Below are 15,926 nucleotides of genomic sequence, written 5' to 3' on the forward strand. Positions count from 1 at the left end.
TTCCATGAGGGGTTTCATGGAATGGATTGTCTTACGACACATTTAAAAATTTTTAACTCACTTAACATATGGAGCACAGGATTATAGGCAGGCCAAGTTACAGCCTTCTCGAACTAAAACTCAGAAGTGGAGAAGAGGTCGTCGCTGAAACGGGGGCAATGGTTTACATGCAGAATGTTGAGTTAAAAACCGAGATGAGAGGCGGCTTACTCAGTGGTTTGAAGAGATCGCTACTCGGTGGGGAATCTCTATTTCTGAACAGGTTTGTTTCCAAGGGAGAGGGGATAATAGGTCTTGCACCACCCTATCAAGGTGACATAATTCACATACCTCTGAGAGGCAGAATTTTCGCCCAGAGCGGTGCGTTCTTGGCTTCAACTCCTGAAATCAGCATTGATACAAAGTGGGGAGGGGCAAAGACTTTTTTCGCCGGGGAAGGATTGTTCCTGCTTAAACTTGAGGGAATGGGAGACCTGTTTCTTTCATCCTTCGGAAGCATTGAGGAAATTCAGGTTGACGGAAGCCTGAGGGTTGATACTGGTCATATCGTTGCCTTTGAGGATACGCTTAATTTCAAAATTTCGAGGGCTGGTGGGCTTAAAACAACGTTACTAAGCGGTGAGGGGCTTGTTGCGGACTTCAGCGGTAGTGGTAAAGTCTGGATTCAGACGAGGTCTATATCGGACTACGTGGGCTGGCTCTCTTCTCTGATACCAACCAAGGATTAGAGCGGGAACTCCCTCTTTACTTTTTTAGTCTTTAAGACCTCTGTTCCTGTCATTTCTGCAGCTTCACCTATCATTTTCTTTATTTTTGAATTTACAGATTTTTCATCAAAAACGATGTGTTTTGCCTCGCTCAATTCTACAGCCTTTGCGAGAAATTCTGCGCTCAGATACTCGAAGGTGTATTTTGCAAAGTTGTGTCCAAAGGTGAATGTCGTTTCGAGCATAATTTCAGTCTGTCTCGGAGCGTAGTGGGTACCACCAACCCCCACAGCAATGTTCCACTCGCACCTCTCATCTCTGATAGCCTCCAAAAGCGATTCTGCAACAACTGTTGCAGCTTCTTCATCCTCCCACTCCTCCTCTGTTGAACCAATTTCATAGAATGCAGACGGAATTGAGATTTCAGAAGGGCCATGGTGTGTGACCTCAAGTGTGAACTCGAATTCCGGTTTTCTGTCGAGCTTTTCCTTTAAAGCCAGAACGTAGTTCTTCATCGTGTGTGGAGAGGGTTTTGCAAGGCTGTATGGTCTTCCCCCATAATCTGCCGTACCGATGTTGCCTGAAACATGAACTGTGAAAATTTTTCTGGCATCCTTGCTGCTGTGTCTCGACGCGAAAAGGATTTCATTAAAACTGATGTGTTTTGAGAGCTTCAGATCAATATGATCGGCGTAAATAAGCCTTTCATCAATCTCGGCAATTGCAAAATCCTCTGAGATGTAAAATTTGTAATCTCCTTCGCTTCTTTCATCGAAGCTCTCCATCATGAGAAGAGCATCCCGTATGTTCATCCCCGCTTTGTCTTTTCTGCTACACACTATGAGCTTCATAGGGATGGGATTAGCACTGGAGTTATAAATGCTTCAACTGCTGCTGCGATGAGCAAGATAGGAACTATGACCCTAAGGTATACTTTAAGGGCGTGCATGAGATAGGGTTTGAACGCCTCTCCGGCAAAAAGGGATATATAAAATCTATATCCGAGCCAGACTCCATAGGAGCAGGCTATTATTATCGCGGGTATTTCAAGTATTCCGTGGGGTAGTATTGCCATCAAAACCTTCTGAATTCCCCACTCTGGCTGACGGAGCGATACAACAACACCCACGATGTACCCATTGAGAGTTATGAACAGAACGGGAAATATACCGAAAAAGAATCCGGCAAGCATAGCTATTAGCCCTTTTCCAGCATTATTAGCGAATATTATTAGCATAAGAAGTACAGGATTGCTCATATAGTCTCTGAAACCCTCGAAGAACTTTCTCAGCGTGTCGTCAATACCCGGATTCTCCTGCGCGGCTGTATAGCCTACATAGGCGGAGATGAAAAATATCAGAGTTAGGACGAGTGAGACGCTGATTATGAAATCCCTCATTGTTTCTTTAATTCGAACTGCATTTTATAAAGGTTCTCAACTCTCTCGATTGTGTCAGCCTCATCAACATCCTTGTCATCCCTCAACCTAATAAACCTCGGAAATCTTAAAGCGTATCCGCTCTCATACTTTGGACTCTTTTGAATTTCTTGATACGCCACCTCAAATACGTATTTTGGGATAAACTCAACTTTTTTGCCTTCCTGCGATACTATCAGCGGTTTAAATAATTCTGTCATCTCCTCCAAATCCTCTTCGGTAAATCCCGTTGCCACCTTCCCCACTCTCAACAGACTCCCGGTTGTGGTATCAACGCAGGCAAGTTCAAAGGAGCTCAACCAATGACTTCTCTTACCCTCTCCCCATTCTCCTCCTACAACTACCAGATCAAGTGTTTCCATTACTGCCTTCAATTTCAGCCAGTGCTTACCCCTCTTCCCCGGAACGTATGGGGAGCTTGGGTTCTTGATCATAACCCCTTCATGACCAGCATCTACTGCCTGCCTGTATATTGTCTCCACCTTCTTTACGTTATCGGTGATGGTTTGTACTGCAATCTTAATCTTCTCGGACTCTTCAATCACCGATTCGAGTATTTTTCTTCTCTCTTTAAGCGGAAGGTCAATAACTTCTCCCTCGCTATAAAGAACATCGAAAAAGTGGACTTCAAGCGGAATTTTCTCCACCATCTTACCCACATCGTGCTTTCTCCTGAACCTTCTCAGCACATGTTGAAAGGGCATCGGTCTGCCGTCTTTCACGGCAATTATTTCTCCGTCCAGTATGACATTCGGCTTGATACATTTCTTTATCTCCTCCACCATCTCCGGGAGCGCGTTTGTAACATTTTCGAGTCTTCTGGAGTATATCGTAACCTTCTTTCCATCCCAGTGCACCTGAACCCTGCTACCATCAAACTTCCATTCAACCGCAGCTACCTTCATCTCGTCTAATGCTTCCTTAACACCCTCGGCAACCTGAGCAAGCATCATCCTCACCGGAACGTGTATCTGAACACTCATATTTTTCAGACCCTTTTCTCCTTCATTTTTGGCTACAACTGCAACCTTTCCAAGATCGTTGGTTATCATGTATGCTCTCTCCACAATTTCAGAATCCGCACCGAAAGCTCTTGCGATTGCATCCCTCATTATCCCTTCTCCCACCCCAAGTCTCATCTCGCTAAGAATCAGTCTTGTTAGATACTTTGCCTCCATAGGAGACGCCAAACCGTAAAGACCTGTAAGAAGCATTATCTTCCTTTTCCTGCTGCCTTCGCCTGTCAAAGAGGACATTTCATCAAAAGTATCCCTCACCTTTCTTATGGTAAGCTCCTCAAAGGCAAGGGTTGCCATCTTCTTTTTCTCTATCAATTTTTCTGCAGCAAGCCCAAGATCACCGAGTTCCCTAATCATCTCTTCGATCTTCGCCTTCTTAACCCCACTCACGTTTTCCAGAGCTTCATAAATCAAGCCCACACCCACTCCAAGTTCTCTCTCATCCCAAGGAGGATAGACTTTACCCAGAATGAAAAGGACAACATCGTAAAGGTCTTTTTCATCCTCAATCTTCTTTAGAAGTTCAGCTATTCTTGCTGCAAGCTCAAGAGTTGAGGAGATTTTTTCAAGCCTTTCGCAGAATTCGGCAAATTCTCTGAAGAGCATAAATAATAGACGTTGGCAATTAATTAAATTTTATCGCCAACCTTTTAAACTTCCCCCCTCTAATTCTTACGATGGCTCTTGAAGCACTCAAAGATATTGCGAGGAAAATAGCTGGATCGTCGAGCATAGATAAGAAGTTTGTTGAGGAGATGGTTAGAGAGATTCAGAGAGCCCTGATTAAGGCTGACGTCAATGTGAGACAGGTAAAAGAGATCAGCGACGCGATAAAGAAGAGAGCGTTAAGCGAGGATGTGTTGCCCGCCTTGAACGCAAAGGAGCAAATCCTGAAGATCGTTTACGAAGAGTTGCTGAAGGGTGTTGGAGAGGGACTTGAGATTCCGCTAAAAAAAGCAAAAATTATGCTTGTCGGACTGCAGGGGAGCGGTAAAACCACCACAACGGCGAAGATTGCCAAGTATTTCAAGGATAAGGGTATGAAGACTGCTGTCGTTGCTGCAGATACGTGGAGACCAGCAGCCTACGAGCAGTTGAAGCAGCTTGCCGAGGAGTATGGGATAGCCTTTTACGGTGAAAAGGATGAGAAAGATGCGGTGAAGATTGCCAAGAACGCAATTAAGCAGCTTGAGGACTATGATATGATTATTATAGATACTGCCGGAAGACACGCTTTGGAAGATGAACTGATTGAAGAGATGATCAACATTGCAAAGGTTGTGAACCCTGACTACAAGTTTCTGGTTCTGGATGCCGCAATTGGGCAACTTGCGAGCAAGCAAGCTGAGGCGTTCCACAATGCTATCGGGATTGATGCGATCGTCATTACAAAGTTTGACGGAACTGCAAAGGGTGGAGGAGCTTTGTCTGCGGCAAGGCAGATTGGCATTCCGATAGCCTTCATAGGAACGGGTGAAAAAGTTGAAGACTTTGAAAGATTCGATCCTGCAGGCTTTGTGTCAAGACTGCTCGGCATGGGAGACATAAAAGCTCTGATGGAGAAGATAGAGAGGATAGCGAGTGAAGAGGAGCTTGACCCAGAAGCGTTTTTGAAGGGAACCTTTACGCTGAAGGACATTTACAAGCAGATTGAGGCCATGAACAAGATGGGACCTGTTAGGAAGATATTTGAGATGCTTCCCTTTGGATTGAGTATGAAGGTTGACGATGATGTTATGGACATGACACAGGACAAGATGAGGAGGTTCAAGGTGATTATGGACTCAATGACCGAGGAAGAAATGCTGAATCCGAAGATAATTGATTCTTCGAGGATAAAAAGGATTGCAATTGGCAGTGGAACTTCACCACAGGAAGTAAAGGAGTTACTGAAGTATTACAAGACAATGAAGAGTCTGATGAAAAAGATGAAGAAGAACAAGTTACCAATCAGGGGCTTGAAGCTGGGTTTCTGATGAAAGCTGGAGTAGACGAGGCAGGAAAGGGCTGTGTGATAGGGCCTTTGGTGGTTGCGGGAGTTGCGTGCAATTGCGAGGAAAGACTGGGTGAAATCGGGGTTAAAGATTCGAAAAGGCTTTCCCATAGAAGGAGAGAGGAGCTTGCTGCTGAGATACGTAAAATGGGGAAAGTTGAGGTCATTAAAGTTCAGCCAGAGAAGTTGGATGAGATGATGAGATACAAGACAATCAATGAAATCCTAAGGGAATGTTACGCTTCGATAATCAGGAAGCTAAGCCCTGAGGTTGCGTATGTTGACAGTCCCGACGTAATTCCTGAGAGGCTTTCGAGAGAGCTTGAGAAAATGACATCGGTTAAAGTCGTGGCAGAGCACAAGGCAGATGAGAAGTATCCATTGGTTGCTGCGGCCTCGATAATAGCCAAGGTAGAGAGGGAAAAGGAGATAGAGGAACTGAAGGAAAAGCTCGGGGATTTTGGAAGTGGTTACGCAAGTGACCCAAGAACAAGGGAAGTTCTGAGGGGATGGATCACAAAGGGAAAGCTGCCAAGCTGCGTAAGGAGGAGGTGGAAAACAATCTCAAACCTGAAGCAGCAAACGCTTGAAGACTTTTAGCAGGCAAAACCACACAATCGAAAGCGTTATTATCCTTCCAACATACTTAATAAAAAGCCCCGTGGTGTAGCGGTCAATCATGCGGGCCTTTGGAGCCCGCGACCGGGGTTCGAATCCCCGCGGGGCTATCAATCATAAACGTTTAATATAAAGGGCTACACGTGTGTTTTTACATCTCAATTAAGGACGAGGATGTTGAAGATATGGATGAGCTGGGAGAGGATGTGTTTGTGGAATACAACAAAGATGGGGGGATAGGCATAGAAATCTGGCAGGCTCGTAAATATGTAATTCCGGAGATTTTGAAGTTCATTAAGGCGGCGAAGCAGGTAGGGTGATTTTGCAATTAATTCAACCGGTCATAGTCTGTTTAGAAATTACTATCTCCTTTCGAGTCTTCTTCTGAACGCTATAAACACGTTACCAAGAAGGATAATTGACAGTAGCCTAATCGCGATCTCCCACATACCGTATCCGTGTTCCACCGGGAGCTGGAAGAACAGCCTTGCGGTGGCCTCAACATTAGACCAGTAGTTCTCGAAAGCTGGCACTCCGCTAAGGAGACTTGCGGTGATGGGTAGCGTGAAAATCGACCCGACAAGTATCATAAGGGGTCTTAGGAAGGATTCTCCGTACCTCGATATTCCATCGTAAGCCCAGTGCACGATCTTCTCGGGGAAACTTAGATTCTCTCTGAGCATTCTCATCTCTCTGATGAAAAGCTCTGAAGCTTCAGCGAAGGTTCTATTCTTTTCGAAGGATTTTCGGATGTTCCTGTATTCGGCAAGGACAGTTTCTTTACTCAAATGTGGCTTGAGAGCATTAATAGCTACTTTTACGTATTCGTTATTGATTCCAGATTTGCCCTTCTGTTCCATTTCTTTCAGCAAACGCTCGCTAAGAATCCCCTTCTTCTTTATTTCCTTCGGATCGCATATAATCAGGATATTGGAGACATCGGTCATGAGAAAAGAGAGACTGGAAAGTGGGAAGTGGATAAAAGTTACATTCTGCGGGTTTTTGAAGGTTACGAGATGGAAAAGGAGCATGGACTCGATTTCTGGATTGTACCTAAATTCGTCACTTACATTCTTAAAAACAGAAGTATCTTCAAAAATGGAACGTGAGAAGTCGGCACATTGTATCTCTACCTCATTGAATTCTGCATTCCGAAAGTAGGCATTTTCAAAGTCTGCTTTTTGGAATTTGGCTCCTCCAAAATTTGCATCTCTATGAAAGTAAGCTCCAGCAAAGTCTGCATCTTTATGAAAGCAAGATTCTATAAAATATGCACCCTGATTGAATTCGACTTCAGAGAAATATGCATTCTGATGGAATTCAGACTCTCCAAAGTATGCATTTCGATAAAATTTAGCTCCAAAGAAATAAGCATCCTGATTAAATTTAGCCCTCCAAAAATTTGAATCTCGACTAAATTCAGCCATAGCAAACCTTGCATCCTCAAATTCGGCCTCGCTGAAGTTTGCATTCTGAAAAAATTTACAATACGAAAAATTTGCAAATCCAAATTTTGAAATGTTCAATTCCTTAATGTTTATTTCAGGTAAGTTGTATCCTATGCAGATAACGTTTTCTTCCTTATCAACAGCGCTCCTTACCTCTTTGTAGAATTTCTTCCTAATCTCGTCAGGATTTTCTTTCCAATAAGCGGGATGGTGAAAGATGCAGTAGCCGTCCTTTACAGCTTTATGTGGACATTTGTAGCTTACTGGTTTTTTGGTTCTACTATCTAAGTATTCGACTTCTTTTTCACGCCCGTATTTACACAATCCTTCAGTTTCGGAACTCATTTAATCATCTCCCTTATCCATTTTAATAATCATCCTTCCAGTTCAAGAACTCCTCATCCGATTCAGGGGCGTAATGATATTTCTCAAACTCTTCCTGCATCTCTTCAAGGTGTTTCAGAATTTTCTTTCCGAGAGGGCTTAGCTGATAGGCTTTTGATCCTGTTGGTGTATCGTAGATTATTGTTATTTCAAGTATACCGAGATTAAGGAGTTCCCTTATACGATAGCTTAGAGCTTGTTTGTCTCCAATTTCTTTTTCCAGTTCACTCCAGCGTTTTGGCTCGTTTTTGAGCAGATTTAGTATTTCGTAAGACGCTTTTAATCCCAGAGTTTTCAATAGTTCTTTGAATGAGGGTTTTGTTGGATTCATTTGACCAAAGTATGGTTTTTATTTTGATATAAGCAATACCTACGATTTTTCTAACAAAAGTTTGATAATCGTAACTTTAATGGTTTGAAATTTCATACTTTAGATTGAGAAATATAACATGAAGTAATGCTTATATAGTGGATATGTCATACAAAAAATTGGATACAATAGAATACAATAGATATGAGGGTGGACACACCCCAACATTAGAAAGCTTAAGACTTGTGTTAGGGGAGGGCGGGCACGCCCTCACAGGGACACCCTCAGAGGATGTTATTATACCTTGTGTACTCTTTTTTATATTTTTAAATTTAGATAAGTTGGGGAATCCCAATATTTCAGTCCATACCCTTTAAATTGACCACTATTGTCTTTATCTAATCGTTTTATGATACATCTAAAATATTTATCAAAATCAAAGTATTTTTTAGTAATTTCATAACGTTTTTTGGCAATCCACTTTGAAATCGTATATGTGACCACATCTGCTAGTTGTATTCCGATATGTTTATGCGAGGGAGCAAAGAGAGGGGGAACAATGATGTATTTTGAACCTGGGATTGTACTTGCATATACACCTCTTACTATTTCATTCTCTAAATCATTTGTTGTTCCTTTTTGGTGGGATAGGCCGGATTCATCTATCATCAAAAGCATCCATTCAAGTCCGTTGTTAGTAATATACCACGCCAAACGTTCTATTAACAATCTGTATAACTGTTTTCTTGTTTTTTCTGCTACGATGGATTTTTTTAAATTAATGCGACTGTCAATCGTCTCATTAATTCGTTTTTTATCCATGACAACAGATATGATTGTTATATTTGAATCGCTACCTATGTAATCATGAAGTGCATCCATAAGTTCAATTCGTTTATCCAATTTCAGCCCTTTATAGTTTTTATTTCCATGAACGATCTCATTAGCGTGTAATTCGAGATTTCTGTATTTTTTTGGGAGGATGTTGCGCTTAATCTTTTCGATTTCACGGTTCAAGGCGGTGATGTGTGAGTCATGTATAATTATCGCAGAAGCCGCGTAAAATATCTCCTGCTCATTGTTGAAATTAGGATTGCCACTTTCGTCGATGTAGGCTACCCACATCTGTGACCCTCCTCAACTTTTCTTATTCATCCTCTCTAAAACTCATCTTTCTTTCTAAAAACTCCTCATCCGATTCAGGCTGATAATGCCACTTCTCAAACTCCTTCTGCATTTCTTCAATGAGCTTAACAATTTTCTCGCCAAGAGGAGAGAGTTTGTAGGCTTTTGTGCCCGTAGGAGTATCATGGATTATTGTTATTTCGAGTATTCCGAGATCCAGAAGTTCTTTTATTCGGTAACTTGTGGATTTTTTGTCCTTTAACTGATGTTCAAGCCAGCTCCAGCGTTTGGGCGAGTCTTTTAGCATCATGAGTATCTCAAGCCCGCCTTTTTTTGCAAGAGTTTCAATGAGGCGACGGAAATCTGGTTTCATTCAATAAAAGTTAGTAGCATCTTTATAATATTCTACCTTCTAAAAAGAAGGTTAAAGGTTGGAAAATAGAAACATTTTTAAATTGGTTTCTAAGAATAAACTAAAAAGTAGGAGTTGGTAAACATGAAAGTATGGATAGGAGTTCCAGAATTTGTAAAAATGGAAGGCTGGGAAAAAGAGACCGACTACACATCAGAGAACCAATCAAAAACGACCTGAAAGCCAAGGGTCTGCTCGGCGTGCAGAACGGCAGGGAGGAGAAAGGGGCTGTTGTGGTGGAGGGTTGAGGATGTTACAGTCGGTCGTAAATTCTCTCCCGCTTGTCGATTCTCAGGATACGGATCTCCTTACCTCTAACAGCGTAGATAACTCTGAAGTCACCAATACCAATCCGGTAAGTAGCGTCTCTACCTTTGATTTTCTTATACGGCAGAGCGAAAGGATTTTCAACAAGGAGCTTGAACTTCTCCACGATTCTGCTTCTCGCCACTTTGTCAGTCCTATCGAGGAACTTCCTTGCCTGCCGGCTGAGAAAAATCTCGAACGTCATTCGAGTGGGAACTTCTCTCCCATTTCCATCTCAGCCTCGATGTCGTCGAGTTCCTTCAGTTCTTCCTCGCTGAGCTCCTCGAAGCCCATGAAGTTGTCCAGCTTGCTGTTGATTATCTCCAGTTGCTTCTCGATTCTCTGCAGATGTTCGAGAATGGCATTCTCTTGCATATTTGATAATCTGCTAAAGGAAGTTGATAAAGGTTACCTCTTCGAGTATTCCTCAATCTCCTCCAGCTTCTCTAAAACGAATCTGCCGAAGTCTGTGAGGACATACGCCTTGGAGCCTTTTGGGGAGTCTTCGAGGAGGATCGGCTTTACGAGACCGAGCTTAATGAATTCATCGATTCTCCGACTTACGGAGTTCTTGTCACCTTTTGCAATTTTTTCAAGCTCTATCCAAGTCTTTGGCTCCTTAAGTGAGCGAAACAAAACCAGACCTTTTGCTTTGCCGAGCGATGCAAGTATGTTCTCTAAGTTTGACATTAAATCCTCTGTTCGAGCAAAGATACATTTGTTTTGGGTTGAGAATTGTGATTTTGTAATTGAATACAAACAAAGTAACGTATCAGAAACATTTAAATACATGTGTATGATATTAGATACAAAGTTTGGAGGTCAGAACATGAAAGTCTGTTCGGATGTGCCGGAGATGTGGGAGGAGCTGATAAGGAAGGCGATGCGCATAGAGGGCTGGGACACGGTTTCAGCATACATTCAAGACTTAGTCAGAGAAGACCTGAAGAGAAAGAGCTTGCTCGGCGTGCGGAACAGCAAGGGATGGGCTGGTGTGGTGGAGGGTTGAAGATGCTACAAATACTTCAAAAACTCCTCAACTGTCATATCAGCATCCCTTATAAGAGCCCTCAGCAACCCCTTCTTCAGCTCCCTATGCAGCGGAACGGACAGCGTGACAGGCGAACCCTCTTTACGCAAAATAACATGGCTGCCAACAACCCTGTCAACCCGCCAGCCAGCTTTAACGAAAGCCTTAACTGCCTTCTCGCCGGAAATGACAGGAAGTTTAGCCATTCAGACCACGACTTCAACAATCCTGCCCTTCTCTTTGAGATGCTTCATCCTTTCCTCAGCCAGAGATTCGAGGCAGCCGATGATGGCTTCTTTGATGTTCTCCAAAGCTTCCTCAATGGTTTCACCCTGAGAATGGCAACCCGGCAAAGCTGGGCAGCTGACAATGTAGCCACCCTCCTCAGCCTCCTGAATGATGACCTTGAACTTCATGGTACTCTGTTGGTTGATGTTATAGAAAAGAGTTACTGCTGGTTGTACTTCTCAATCTCCTCCAGCTTTTCCAAGACAAAGCGGCCGAAGTCTGTGAGGACGTATGCTTTGGAACCTATAGGCGAATCCTCAATAACTACTGGCTTAACAAGTCCGAGTTCGGCGAGTTCTCTCAGACCTTGGTGCACGTATTTCTTATTCATGAGCTTTTCAAAATCACTCCATTTTTTCGGGCCGGACTTCAGAGAGAACAGAATAAGAAGATTCGGCTTTTTGGCGATTCTGCGGATTATCAGTTTATTGACGTCGAGCACAGTTTTTGTTTTCCAGATTGTATATTTAGTTGGTAGTTTGCTAAAATGCAAAGTAAGTATGCAATTGCGAAAACCTTATAAAGATAGTATTCTTTATTGGATATACAGTTTGCTAAAAGGTGTGTGACGAAAATGAGGTTGTGGATAACTTTCCCTGAGGAATGGGAAACTACAACGGTTGAAGCAGCAGCAATGGAAGGATACAGAAACGATTTGAACAAGTACATACGGCAGCTTGTCAGAGAAGACCTGAAGAGAAAGAGCTTGCTCGGCGTGCGGAACAGCAAGGGATGGGCTGGTGTGGTGGAGGGTTGAAGATGCAGTAGATAACACTTGAGGAGCTGAAGGAGCAGCTTAAAGCTTTGCCAAGGAGTGAGAGGCTTCAGAGGTTAAGAGGGCTGGTTGAGGCTGAGTGGAGGGTTGCGCAATCTTATAAAGCCAATGACCTTCACTAAGTTTTTATTGTGGCAAAGACCCAGAATGATGATTTGGAATTTCAAAAATGAGGTGCTGGAGAATTTTGACGACCTACCTTGAGTTCAGGGGCGGTGTGGAAAAGGTAGACCAAAAAAGAGGGGGCGACGAACGGCAGGTTGTCCTCAAAACAACGGTAATGTTCGTCGTACCTGCGAAGGATATAGCACCGTTACCATTCGAAACCTATTTATTTCAGGGGTCAGACCACAGACCATGCAAGTATCATCTCTGAGGTCATGGTTCCAGATCGGTGATAAAAATTACTACAGCGGTATACTTTTCGCAGTTCACAGGCTTACAGGGCTGATGATGGTTGCACTTTTGCTTCTGCATCTCTATGCTTTCAACGTATCTCTCTTACTCGGTTATAACTACTATAAAATCTTCTTTATAATTGCACTGTTTCATGGAATGAACGGGATAAGGCTCAGTTTACAGGAGCTGGGGTTTTTTTACAATGCCAGGAAAATCATTTCCAGCACAGTTCTCGCATTTTGGCTTATTGGAAGCATACTTATCTTGACCTTCTTTTGAGGTGGTGCTATGAGGTTCAATTCTGTTTTATGGCTAATGAAGATTTTGACGGGAATTCTCCTGATACCAACCATTTTGACGCACTTAAACATCACCCACCTCCACTCGGAGAACCTGATTTTATCCGGGAGTACACTGTATTTTTTGATTTTAATTCTCCTCTCTCTACATATCACAGCAGGTCTGAGAGATATCCTCATTGAAGCTGAGGTGCAAAGATCAGCAACATATCTGGTGCTTTTACTTATCTTTCTGGCTTTGTTGCTTCCCTTAAACTCCAGTGGAAACACGCTGGAAAGCTTCGTAAACTCCACACCTGAAAACGGTAACTGCATTAAAAAACCGGAGTGGATGATATACAATCACGGATACCTGCTCAAGAAATGGAGAGATGAGGTAGTGAGAGACGGGAACAGGTTCCTTCCTGAGTATGGAGAGAAGGGTTTTACAACATGCTACTCCTGCCACTCCTACAGAGATTTCTGTTCAAGCTGTCACCAGAAAATAGGAATTAGCCCAGATTGCTTTAGCTGCCATATTGCTCAGGAGAATTTAGAAAAATATCGAGAGGGAGGTGGTTGGTATGGAAGTTGAAATAAAAAAATTGAAGGAGTTTTGCAAGGAGATAGCTGTCTTAATGGGGTTACCTGAGAAGGACTGTGAAATTGTAGCGGATCAACTGGTTTTGGCCGAACGCTTGGGGCATAGCTCTCACGGAATTATCAGGCTTGTCTACTACTACAGAGCCTTGAAAGATGGTCTTCTCAATCCAAAGCCCAATATCAGGGCACTAAAGGAGAATTCGTGTATTGTGCTTGTTGATGGAGATGGCGGTTTTGGACAGGTCGTTGCAACAAAAACAACAGACTTGGCAATTAAAAAATCCGAAGAATGTGGCTTAGGGTTTGGAAACGCTATAAACTTGGGACACGTTGGAATGCTGTCCTATTATATTCTAAGGGTTATTGAAAAAGAGATGATTGGCATTGCTGTAACAAATGCCCCGGCAGTAATGGCACCGCTTGGGGGCAGAAAACCATTTCTTGGCACAAATCCGATCTCTGTAGGAATACCCTTCAAAGAGCCTATACTCTTCGATGGAGCCATGAGTGTTACCTCAAGAGGAAAAATAATGATCGCAATGCAGAAAGGTGAAAAAATCCCTGAAAATTGGGCACTCGATGAAGAAGGTAAGCCAACCACAGACCCTTCACGTGCGATAAAGGGTGCATTGCTTCCTGATGGTGTAAAGGGCTATGCCTTCGCGTTATTTATTGATTTGATATGTGGTGCTCTCATTGGAGGGAAGTACGGACATGAACTGCCACCAAATTTTGCTTCACAGGGAGGATTTTCCATCCTTGTCATCAACCCAAGATTTTTCAGAAACTACTCAGATTACCTAAGCTCAGTTGAGGATTACATAACCAAACTCAAAAGTGGAGAGACTAACGTGAAGCTACCCGGTGAAATAGAGTTTTCGAGATTAAAGAAAGCCAGCAAAGTGGTACACATAGATCCAAAAATTGCGTCACAGTTGAATGATCTGGCAAAAGAGTTGGGTTGCAGTGTTAAACTATAAAATGAAAGACGGTAAAACTGCTCTGAATGTTTCACTCATCGTTTTTTTAATGTATACAGTATACTACTTAGGAAGACTGAACTTAGGTGCGTTGATACCAGTTATAAGAGATACTCACGGCTTCACAAACACAGAGCTGGGACTGGTTGCAGCATCAATGTATCTGGCTTACACTTTAATGCAGGTACCGTCTGGTTTTCTTGCAGACAGAATTGGGGTGAAGAGAACTCTGATTTTGGGTTGCATTTTTATAGCCGTGGGTAATATTATAATGATAACCTGGTTTCTCTCCCTCCTAATAATTGCCCAACTGATTAACGGTTTTGGCCAGAGTACTGGCTGGAGTTCTCTTGTAAAGTTCGGATACAGTCACAGACGTGAGGGAAGGAGAATCTTGGGGATACTGAGTTCATCTGTCCCTGCTGGAACTTTTTTGGCATACGTTGTTGCAGGTTTCACTGCCGAAAAATTCGGCTTGGATTATGCATTCATAATTCCTGCATTAGTTATGATCTCGGTTGCCTTCCTGATCTCTGTGGCTTTTCCTCCGCACGCTATTTCTCACGACAACAAAAAATTTAAACCTAAGTTTATATTAAATAAGAATGTTATAGCTCTTTCTGTAATCCAGCTATCAATACTTTCAACCATGAACGGTCTCTTTGTTTGGATGCCAGCACTCTTAGTTGATTTATATGAGATAAGCGCCTACGAGGTATATAAATTCGCATCGCTGTTCCCACTTCCAGGAATTATTGGTGGAGTTGCCGGTGGTTATTTTGCCAGCAGATATGGAGATAAACCATCAATTTTTCTGAATCAGCTTATGCTATCGCTTCTAACTTTGGTGATCATAGTCGGTATGCGCCTATCTCTGATCAACTTTTCACATTTCTTCGCTCTGCTTCTCATCCTATCAATGTTCTTCAGATTTGGCTCCGCAGGGTTGTTCTCGCTTGGTGTTAAAACTGCCGGAACAGAAGTAGCCGGAACAGTCTCCGGATTTTTAAACTTCGTAGGTAGCATAGGTTCGGTTATGGTAACAGGACTCATCGGATTCATTCTGGATTACTACCCGAGCTTCTACGTCCTTTGCATATTTGAGGCTATTTTCATATTCTCACTGCTCGTTTCTGCACTACTCTCCGAAAAAGATGGAGAACTACGACTTGACTAACTTACTTTTATAGTAGCTGTGATAGGTATAAATCGCACCCATAGGATTGTGAGCAAGGACCCTGTCCTTCACAGCTAAGCAGGTAACGGGAGCTTTGGAATGCATTATGAAAAGCGAGTCGTGACCAACACAAAGACCAAATATTATGTTAAGCTCCGTTCCCTCCTCATTTAGCAGCATTGCCTGAGCTACTGGATTACACAAAGCTTCATATGCATCTGGTCGTATTCTTTCATGTTTTTCGAGTCCTACTTCCTCTTTTGGAACTGAACCCGTTTTACAAACTACCGATACGACTTCAAAGCCGTTTCTTTTGAGAATGCTGGTAAGAGTTTTTGCTTCGTTTCTCAATCCGATACAGAAGGCTAAACCAATTTTTTTGAAATTACATCGTTTTGCAAATTCCATTGTCTCTTCAAGTCTTGTCCATTTTCCATAACCGGAGGCCTCAACTCTCGCTGAATTTAGCGCTATACTCCTAACCTTGCCCTCTCTTAGATATAGTTCCTTTGAAGCTTTATACAGAGCGCGAAACCTATCGTCTTTCATGGGACAGTTCTCAGGAGCCTTTTCGAGTTCGCCAGTATAGCATGCAAACCTACCGCACTCTCCGCATACAACCATAAACAACATCCA

At 42.8% G+C, this 15,926-nt stretch carries 26 protein-coding genes and 1 tRNA gene; 13 read left to right on the forward strand and 14 right to left on the reverse strand.

From position 1 onward, the window contains the following. Positions 1–68 precede the first annotated feature (68 nt). A complete protein-coding gene (locus tag BP688_RS09625) occupies positions 69–728 on the forward strand; it encodes a TIGR00266 family protein (protein WP_290596360.1) in 660 nt (219 codons plus the stop codon). On the opposite strand, the gene BP688_RS09630 is transcribed toward BP688_RS09625, so the two are convergent. Genes BP688_RS09630 through BP688_RS09640 form a run of 3 tightly spaced genes read right to left on the reverse strand, consistent with a single transcriptional unit; the run spans position 725 to position 3,770 of the window. Further along, positions 725–1,558 (reverse strand): D-aminoacyl-tRNA deacylase, encoded by an 834-nt coding sequence (locus BP688_RS09630; protein ID WP_290596361.1) that lies wholly within the window; start codon positions 1,556–1,558, stop codon positions 725–727. The two genes, BP688_RS09625 and BP688_RS09630, sit on opposite strands and share 4 nt — an antisense overlap. Then, on the reverse strand, positions 1,555–2,106 hold the full coding sequence (locus BP688_RS09635; protein ID WP_290596362.1) for a stage II sporulation protein M: 552 nt from the start codon (positions 2,104–2,106) through the stop codon (positions 1,555–1,557). Before BP688_RS09635 ends, BP688_RS09630 begins: the two co-directional genes overlap by 4 nt. Next, positions 2,103–3,770, reverse strand: coding sequence for an ATP-dependent DNA ligase (locus BP688_RS09640; RefSeq protein ID WP_290596363.1), 1,668 nt, complete (start codon positions 3,768–3,770; stop codon positions 2,103–2,105). Before BP688_RS09640 ends, BP688_RS09635 begins: the two co-directional genes overlap by 4 nt. A 71-nt stretch (positions 3,771–3,841) precedes the next feature. Between BP688_RS09640 and BP688_RS09645 the strand changes: the two genes are divergently transcribed. From BP688_RS09645 to BP688_RS09660, 4 genes are all read left to right on the forward strand, one after another. Continuing rightward, positions 3,842–5,140 carry a signal recognition particle protein Srp54 gene (locus BP688_RS09645; RefSeq protein ID WP_290596364.1) on the forward strand — a complete coding sequence of 433 codons (1,299 nt, stop codon included), beginning with the start codon at positions 3,842–3,844 and terminating at the stop codon, positions 5,138–5,140. After that, on the forward strand, positions 5,140–5,757 hold the full coding sequence (rnhB, locus tag BP688_RS09650; RefSeq protein ID WP_290596365.1) for a ribonuclease HII: 618 nt from the start codon (positions 5,140–5,142) through the stop codon (positions 5,755–5,757). The genes BP688_RS09645 and rnhB overlap by 1 nt, the downstream gene beginning before the upstream one ends. A 55-nt stretch (positions 5,758–5,812) precedes the next feature. Beyond that, positions 5,813–5,885, forward strand: a tRNA-Gln gene (locus tag BP688_RS09655). Between the two features lie 33 nt (positions 5,886–5,918). Further along, positions 5,919–6,095 carry a DUF2283 domain-containing protein gene (locus BP688_RS09660; protein ID WP_290596366.1) on the forward strand — a complete coding sequence of 59 codons (177 nt, stop codon included), beginning with the start codon at positions 5,919–5,921 and terminating at the stop codon, positions 6,093–6,095. Positions 6,096–6,137: 42 nt separating this feature from the next. Here BP688_RS09660 and BP688_RS09665 read toward each other — a convergent pair whose 3' ends face one another. The 4 genes from BP688_RS09665 to BP688_RS09680 all read right to left on the reverse strand — a co-directional run bounded on the left by BP688_RS09665 (position 6,138) and on the right by BP688_RS09680 (position 9,415). Then, positions 6,138–7,568 (reverse strand): pentapeptide repeat-containing protein, encoded by a 1,431-nt coding sequence (locus BP688_RS09665; RefSeq protein ID WP_290596367.1) that lies wholly within the window; start codon positions 7,566–7,568, stop codon positions 6,138–6,140. Positions 7,569–7,590: 22 nt separating this feature from the next. Next, positions 7,591–7,938 (reverse strand): winged helix-turn-helix transcriptional regulator, encoded by a 348-nt coding sequence (locus BP688_RS09670; protein WP_290596368.1) that lies wholly within the window; start codon positions 7,936–7,938, stop codon positions 7,591–7,593. A gap of 297 nt (positions 7,939–8,235) precedes the next feature. Continuing rightward, positions 8,236–9,042, reverse strand: a complete 807-nt coding sequence (locus BP688_RS09675) for a DUF3800 domain-containing protein (RefSeq protein WP_290624049.1) — start codon at positions 9,040–9,042, stop codon at positions 8,236–8,238. Between the two features lie 22 nt (positions 9,043–9,064). After that, positions 9,065–9,415, reverse strand: a complete 351-nt coding sequence (locus BP688_RS09680; RefSeq protein ID WP_290596370.1) for a winged helix-turn-helix transcriptional regulator — start codon at positions 9,413–9,415, stop codon at positions 9,065–9,067. 131 nt (positions 9,416–9,546) lie between these two features. Between BP688_RS09680 and BP688_RS09685 the strand changes: the two genes are divergently transcribed. Beyond that, entirely contained in the window at positions 9,547–9,702 is a 156-nt protein-coding gene (locus BP688_RS09685) for a hypothetical protein (protein ID WP_290596371.1), read from the forward strand. A 5-nt stretch (positions 9,703–9,707) separates the two neighbouring features. Here BP688_RS09685 and BP688_RS09690 read toward each other — a convergent pair whose 3' ends face one another. Genes BP688_RS09690 through BP688_RS09700 form a run of 3 tightly spaced genes read right to left on the reverse strand, consistent with a single transcriptional unit; the run spans position 9,708 to position 10,450 of the window. Then, a complete protein-coding gene (locus tag BP688_RS09690; RefSeq protein ID WP_290596372.1) occupies positions 9,708–9,965 on the reverse strand; it encodes a type II toxin-antitoxin system RelE family toxin in 258 nt (85 codons plus the stop codon). Beyond that, positions 9,962–10,135, reverse strand: coding sequence for a hypothetical protein (locus BP688_RS09695; protein ID WP_290596373.1), 174 nt, complete (start codon positions 10,133–10,135; stop codon positions 9,962–9,964). Before BP688_RS09695 ends, BP688_RS09690 begins: the two co-directional genes overlap by 4 nt. Before the next feature lie 33 nt (positions 10,136–10,168). Beyond that, the gene (locus tag BP688_RS09700; RefSeq protein WP_290596374.1) at positions 10,169–10,450 is read right to left on the reverse strand and encodes a hypothetical protein; all 282 of its coding nucleotides are present in this window, start codon (positions 10,448–10,450) and stop codon (positions 10,169–10,171) included. 139 nt (positions 10,451–10,589) lie between these two features. Between BP688_RS09700 and BP688_RS09705 the strand changes: the two genes are divergently transcribed. Then, on the forward strand, positions 10,590–10,769 hold the full coding sequence (locus tag BP688_RS09705) for a hypothetical protein (RefSeq protein ID WP_290596375.1): 180 nt from the start codon (positions 10,590–10,592) through the stop codon (positions 10,767–10,769). Positions 10,770–10,774: 5 nt separating this feature from the next. Here the strand turns inward: BP688_RS09705 and BP688_RS09710 are convergent, their stop codons facing one another. The 3 genes from BP688_RS09710 to BP688_RS09720 are packed head-to-tail and all read right to left on the reverse strand — an operon-like array spanning position 10,775 to position 11,520. Then, complete coding sequence (locus BP688_RS09710) at positions 10,775–10,996, reverse strand: type II toxin-antitoxin system HicA family toxin (RefSeq protein ID WP_290596376.1); 222 nt, start codon at positions 10,994–10,996, stop codon at positions 10,775–10,777. Beyond that, a complete protein-coding gene (locus tag BP688_RS09715; RefSeq protein ID WP_290596377.1) occupies positions 10,997–11,206 on the reverse strand; it encodes a type II toxin-antitoxin system HicB family antitoxin in 210 nt (69 codons plus the stop codon). 32 nt (positions 11,207–11,238) lie between these two features. Next, positions 11,239–11,520 (reverse strand): winged helix-turn-helix transcriptional regulator, encoded by a 282-nt coding sequence (locus BP688_RS09720; RefSeq protein ID WP_290596378.1) that lies wholly within the window; start codon positions 11,518–11,520, stop codon positions 11,239–11,241. Between the two features lie 132 nt (positions 11,521–11,652). Between BP688_RS09720 and BP688_RS09725 the strand changes: the two genes are divergently transcribed. From BP688_RS09725 to BP688_RS09750, 6 genes are all read left to right on the forward strand, one after another. Continuing rightward, positions 11,653–11,835 carry a hypothetical protein gene (locus tag BP688_RS09725; protein ID WP_290596379.1) on the forward strand — a complete coding sequence of 61 codons (183 nt, stop codon included), beginning with the start codon at positions 11,653–11,655 and terminating at the stop codon, positions 11,833–11,835. Positions 11,836–12,040: 205 nt separating this feature from the next. Further along, complete coding sequence (locus BP688_RS09730) at positions 12,041–12,229, forward strand: hypothetical protein (RefSeq protein ID WP_290624048.1); 189 nt, start codon at positions 12,041–12,043, stop codon at positions 12,227–12,229. After that, complete coding sequence (locus BP688_RS09735; protein WP_290596381.1) at positions 12,211–12,531, forward strand: hypothetical protein; 321 nt, start codon at positions 12,211–12,213, stop codon at positions 12,529–12,531. Before BP688_RS09730 ends, BP688_RS09735 begins: the two co-directional genes overlap by 19 nt. A 9-nt stretch (positions 12,532–12,540) precedes the next feature. Continuing rightward, positions 12,541–13,125: a hypothetical protein gene (locus BP688_RS09740; RefSeq protein WP_290624047.1), complete on the forward strand. Its 585-nt coding sequence runs from the start codon at positions 12,541–12,543 to the stop codon at positions 13,123–13,125. Then, positions 13,115–14,113 (forward strand): Ldh family oxidoreductase, encoded by a 999-nt coding sequence (locus BP688_RS09745; protein WP_290624046.1) that lies wholly within the window; start codon positions 13,115–13,117, stop codon positions 14,111–14,113. Before BP688_RS09740 ends, BP688_RS09745 begins: the two co-directional genes overlap by 11 nt. After that, entirely contained in the window at positions 14,100–15,290 is a 1,191-nt protein-coding gene (locus BP688_RS09750; RefSeq protein WP_290596383.1) for an MFS transporter, read from the forward strand. Before BP688_RS09745 ends, BP688_RS09750 begins: the two co-directional genes overlap by 14 nt. On the opposite strand, the gene BP688_RS09755 is transcribed toward BP688_RS09750, so the two are convergent. Then, complete coding sequence (locus BP688_RS09755; RefSeq protein ID WP_349677319.1) at positions 15,276–15,914, reverse strand: DUF1847 domain-containing protein; 639 nt, start codon at positions 15,912–15,914, stop codon at positions 15,276–15,278. The two genes, BP688_RS09750 and BP688_RS09755, sit on opposite strands and share 15 nt — an antisense overlap. Positions 15,915–15,926: the final 12 nt, after the last annotated feature.

It is taken from the genome of Archaeoglobus sp. UBA230 (assembly GCA_002507545.1).
Classification (GTDB): domain Archaea; phylum Halobacteriota; class Archaeoglobi; order Archaeoglobales; family Archaeoglobaceae; genus Archaeoglobus.

Bases quoted from the DNA above. Each gene is read 5' to 3' on its own strand.
- BP688_RS09635 (WP_290596362.1), bottom strand. From the start codon at position 2,106: ATGAGGGATTTCATAATCAGCGTCTCACTCGTCCTAACTCTGATATTT.
- BP688_RS09685 (WP_290596371.1), top strand. From the start codon at position 9,547: ATGGATAGGAGTTCCAGAATTTGTAAAAATGGAAGGCTGGGAAAAAGA.
- BP688_RS09675 (WP_290624049.1), bottom strand. From the start codon at position 9,042: ATGTGGGTAGCCTACATCGACGAAAGTGGCAATCCTAATTTCAACAAT.
- BP688_RS09680 (WP_290596370.1), bottom strand. From the start codon at position 9,415: ATGAAACCAGATTTCCGTCGCCTCATTGAAACTCTTGCAAAAAAAGGC.
- BP688_RS09740 (WP_290624047.1), top strand. From the start codon at position 12,541: ATGAGGTTCAATTCTGTTTTATGGCTAATGAAGATTTTGACGGGAATT.
- BP688_RS09755 (WP_349677319.1), bottom strand. From the start codon at position 15,914: ATGGTTGTATGCGGAGAGTGCGGTAGGTTTGCATGCTATACTGGCGAA.
- BP688_RS09625 (WP_290596360.1), top strand. From the start codon at position 69: ATGGAGCACAGGATTATAGGCAGGCCAAGTTACAGCCTTCTCGAACTA.
- rnhB (WP_290596365.1), top strand. From the start codon at position 5,140: ATGAAAGCTGGAGTAGACGAGGCAGGAAAGGGCTGTGTGATAGGGCCT.
- BP688_RS09630 (WP_290596361.1), bottom strand. From the start codon at position 1,558: ATGAAGCTCATAGTGTGTAGCAGAAAAGACAAAGCGGGGATGAACATA.
- BP688_RS09665 (WP_290596367.1), bottom strand. From the start codon at position 7,568: ATGAGTTCCGAAACTGAAGGATTGTGTAAATACGGGCGTGAAAAAGAA.
- BP688_RS09640 (WP_290596363.1), bottom strand. From the start codon at position 3,770: ATGCTCTTCAGAGAATTTGCCGAATTCTGCGAAAGGCTTGAAAAAATC.
- BP688_RS09725 (WP_290596379.1), top strand. From the start codon at position 11,653: ATGAGGTTGTGGATAACTTTCCCTGAGGAATGGGAAACTACAACGGTT.
- BP688_RS09690 (WP_290596372.1), bottom strand. From the start codon at position 9,965: ATGACGTTCGAGATTTTTCTCAGCCGGCAGGCAAGGAAGTTCCTCGAT.
- BP688_RS09745 (WP_290624046.1), top strand. From the start codon at position 13,115: ATGGAAGTTGAAATAAAAAAATTGAAGGAGTTTTGCAAGGAGATAGCT.
- BP688_RS09645 (WP_290596364.1), top strand. From the start codon at position 3,842: ATGGCTCTTGAAGCACTCAAAGATATTGCGAGGAAAATAGCTGGATCG.
- BP688_RS09710 (WP_290596376.1), bottom strand. From the start codon at position 10,996: ATGGCTAAACTTCCTGTCATTTCCGGCGAGAAGGCAGTTAAGGCTTTC.
- BP688_RS09705 (WP_290596375.1), top strand. From the start codon at position 10,590: ATGAAAGTCTGTTCGGATGTGCCGGAGATGTGGGAGGAGCTGATAAGG.
- BP688_RS09700 (WP_290596374.1), bottom strand. From the start codon at position 10,450: ATGTCAAACTTAGAGAACATACTTGCATCGCTCGGCAAAGCAAAAGGT.
- BP688_RS09715 (WP_290596377.1), bottom strand. From the start codon at position 11,206: ATGAAGTTCAAGGTCATCATTCAGGAGGCTGAGGAGGGTGGCTACATT.
- BP688_RS09695 (WP_290596373.1), bottom strand. From the start codon at position 10,135: ATGCAAGAGAATGCCATTCTCGAACATCTGCAGAGAATCGAGAAGCAA.
- BP688_RS09735 (WP_290596381.1), top strand. From the start codon at position 12,211: ATGCAAGTATCATCTCTGAGGTCATGGTTCCAGATCGGTGATAAAAAT.
- BP688_RS09670 (WP_290596368.1), bottom strand. From the start codon at position 7,938: ATGAATCCAACAAAACCCTCATTCAAAGAACTATTGAAAACTCTGGGA.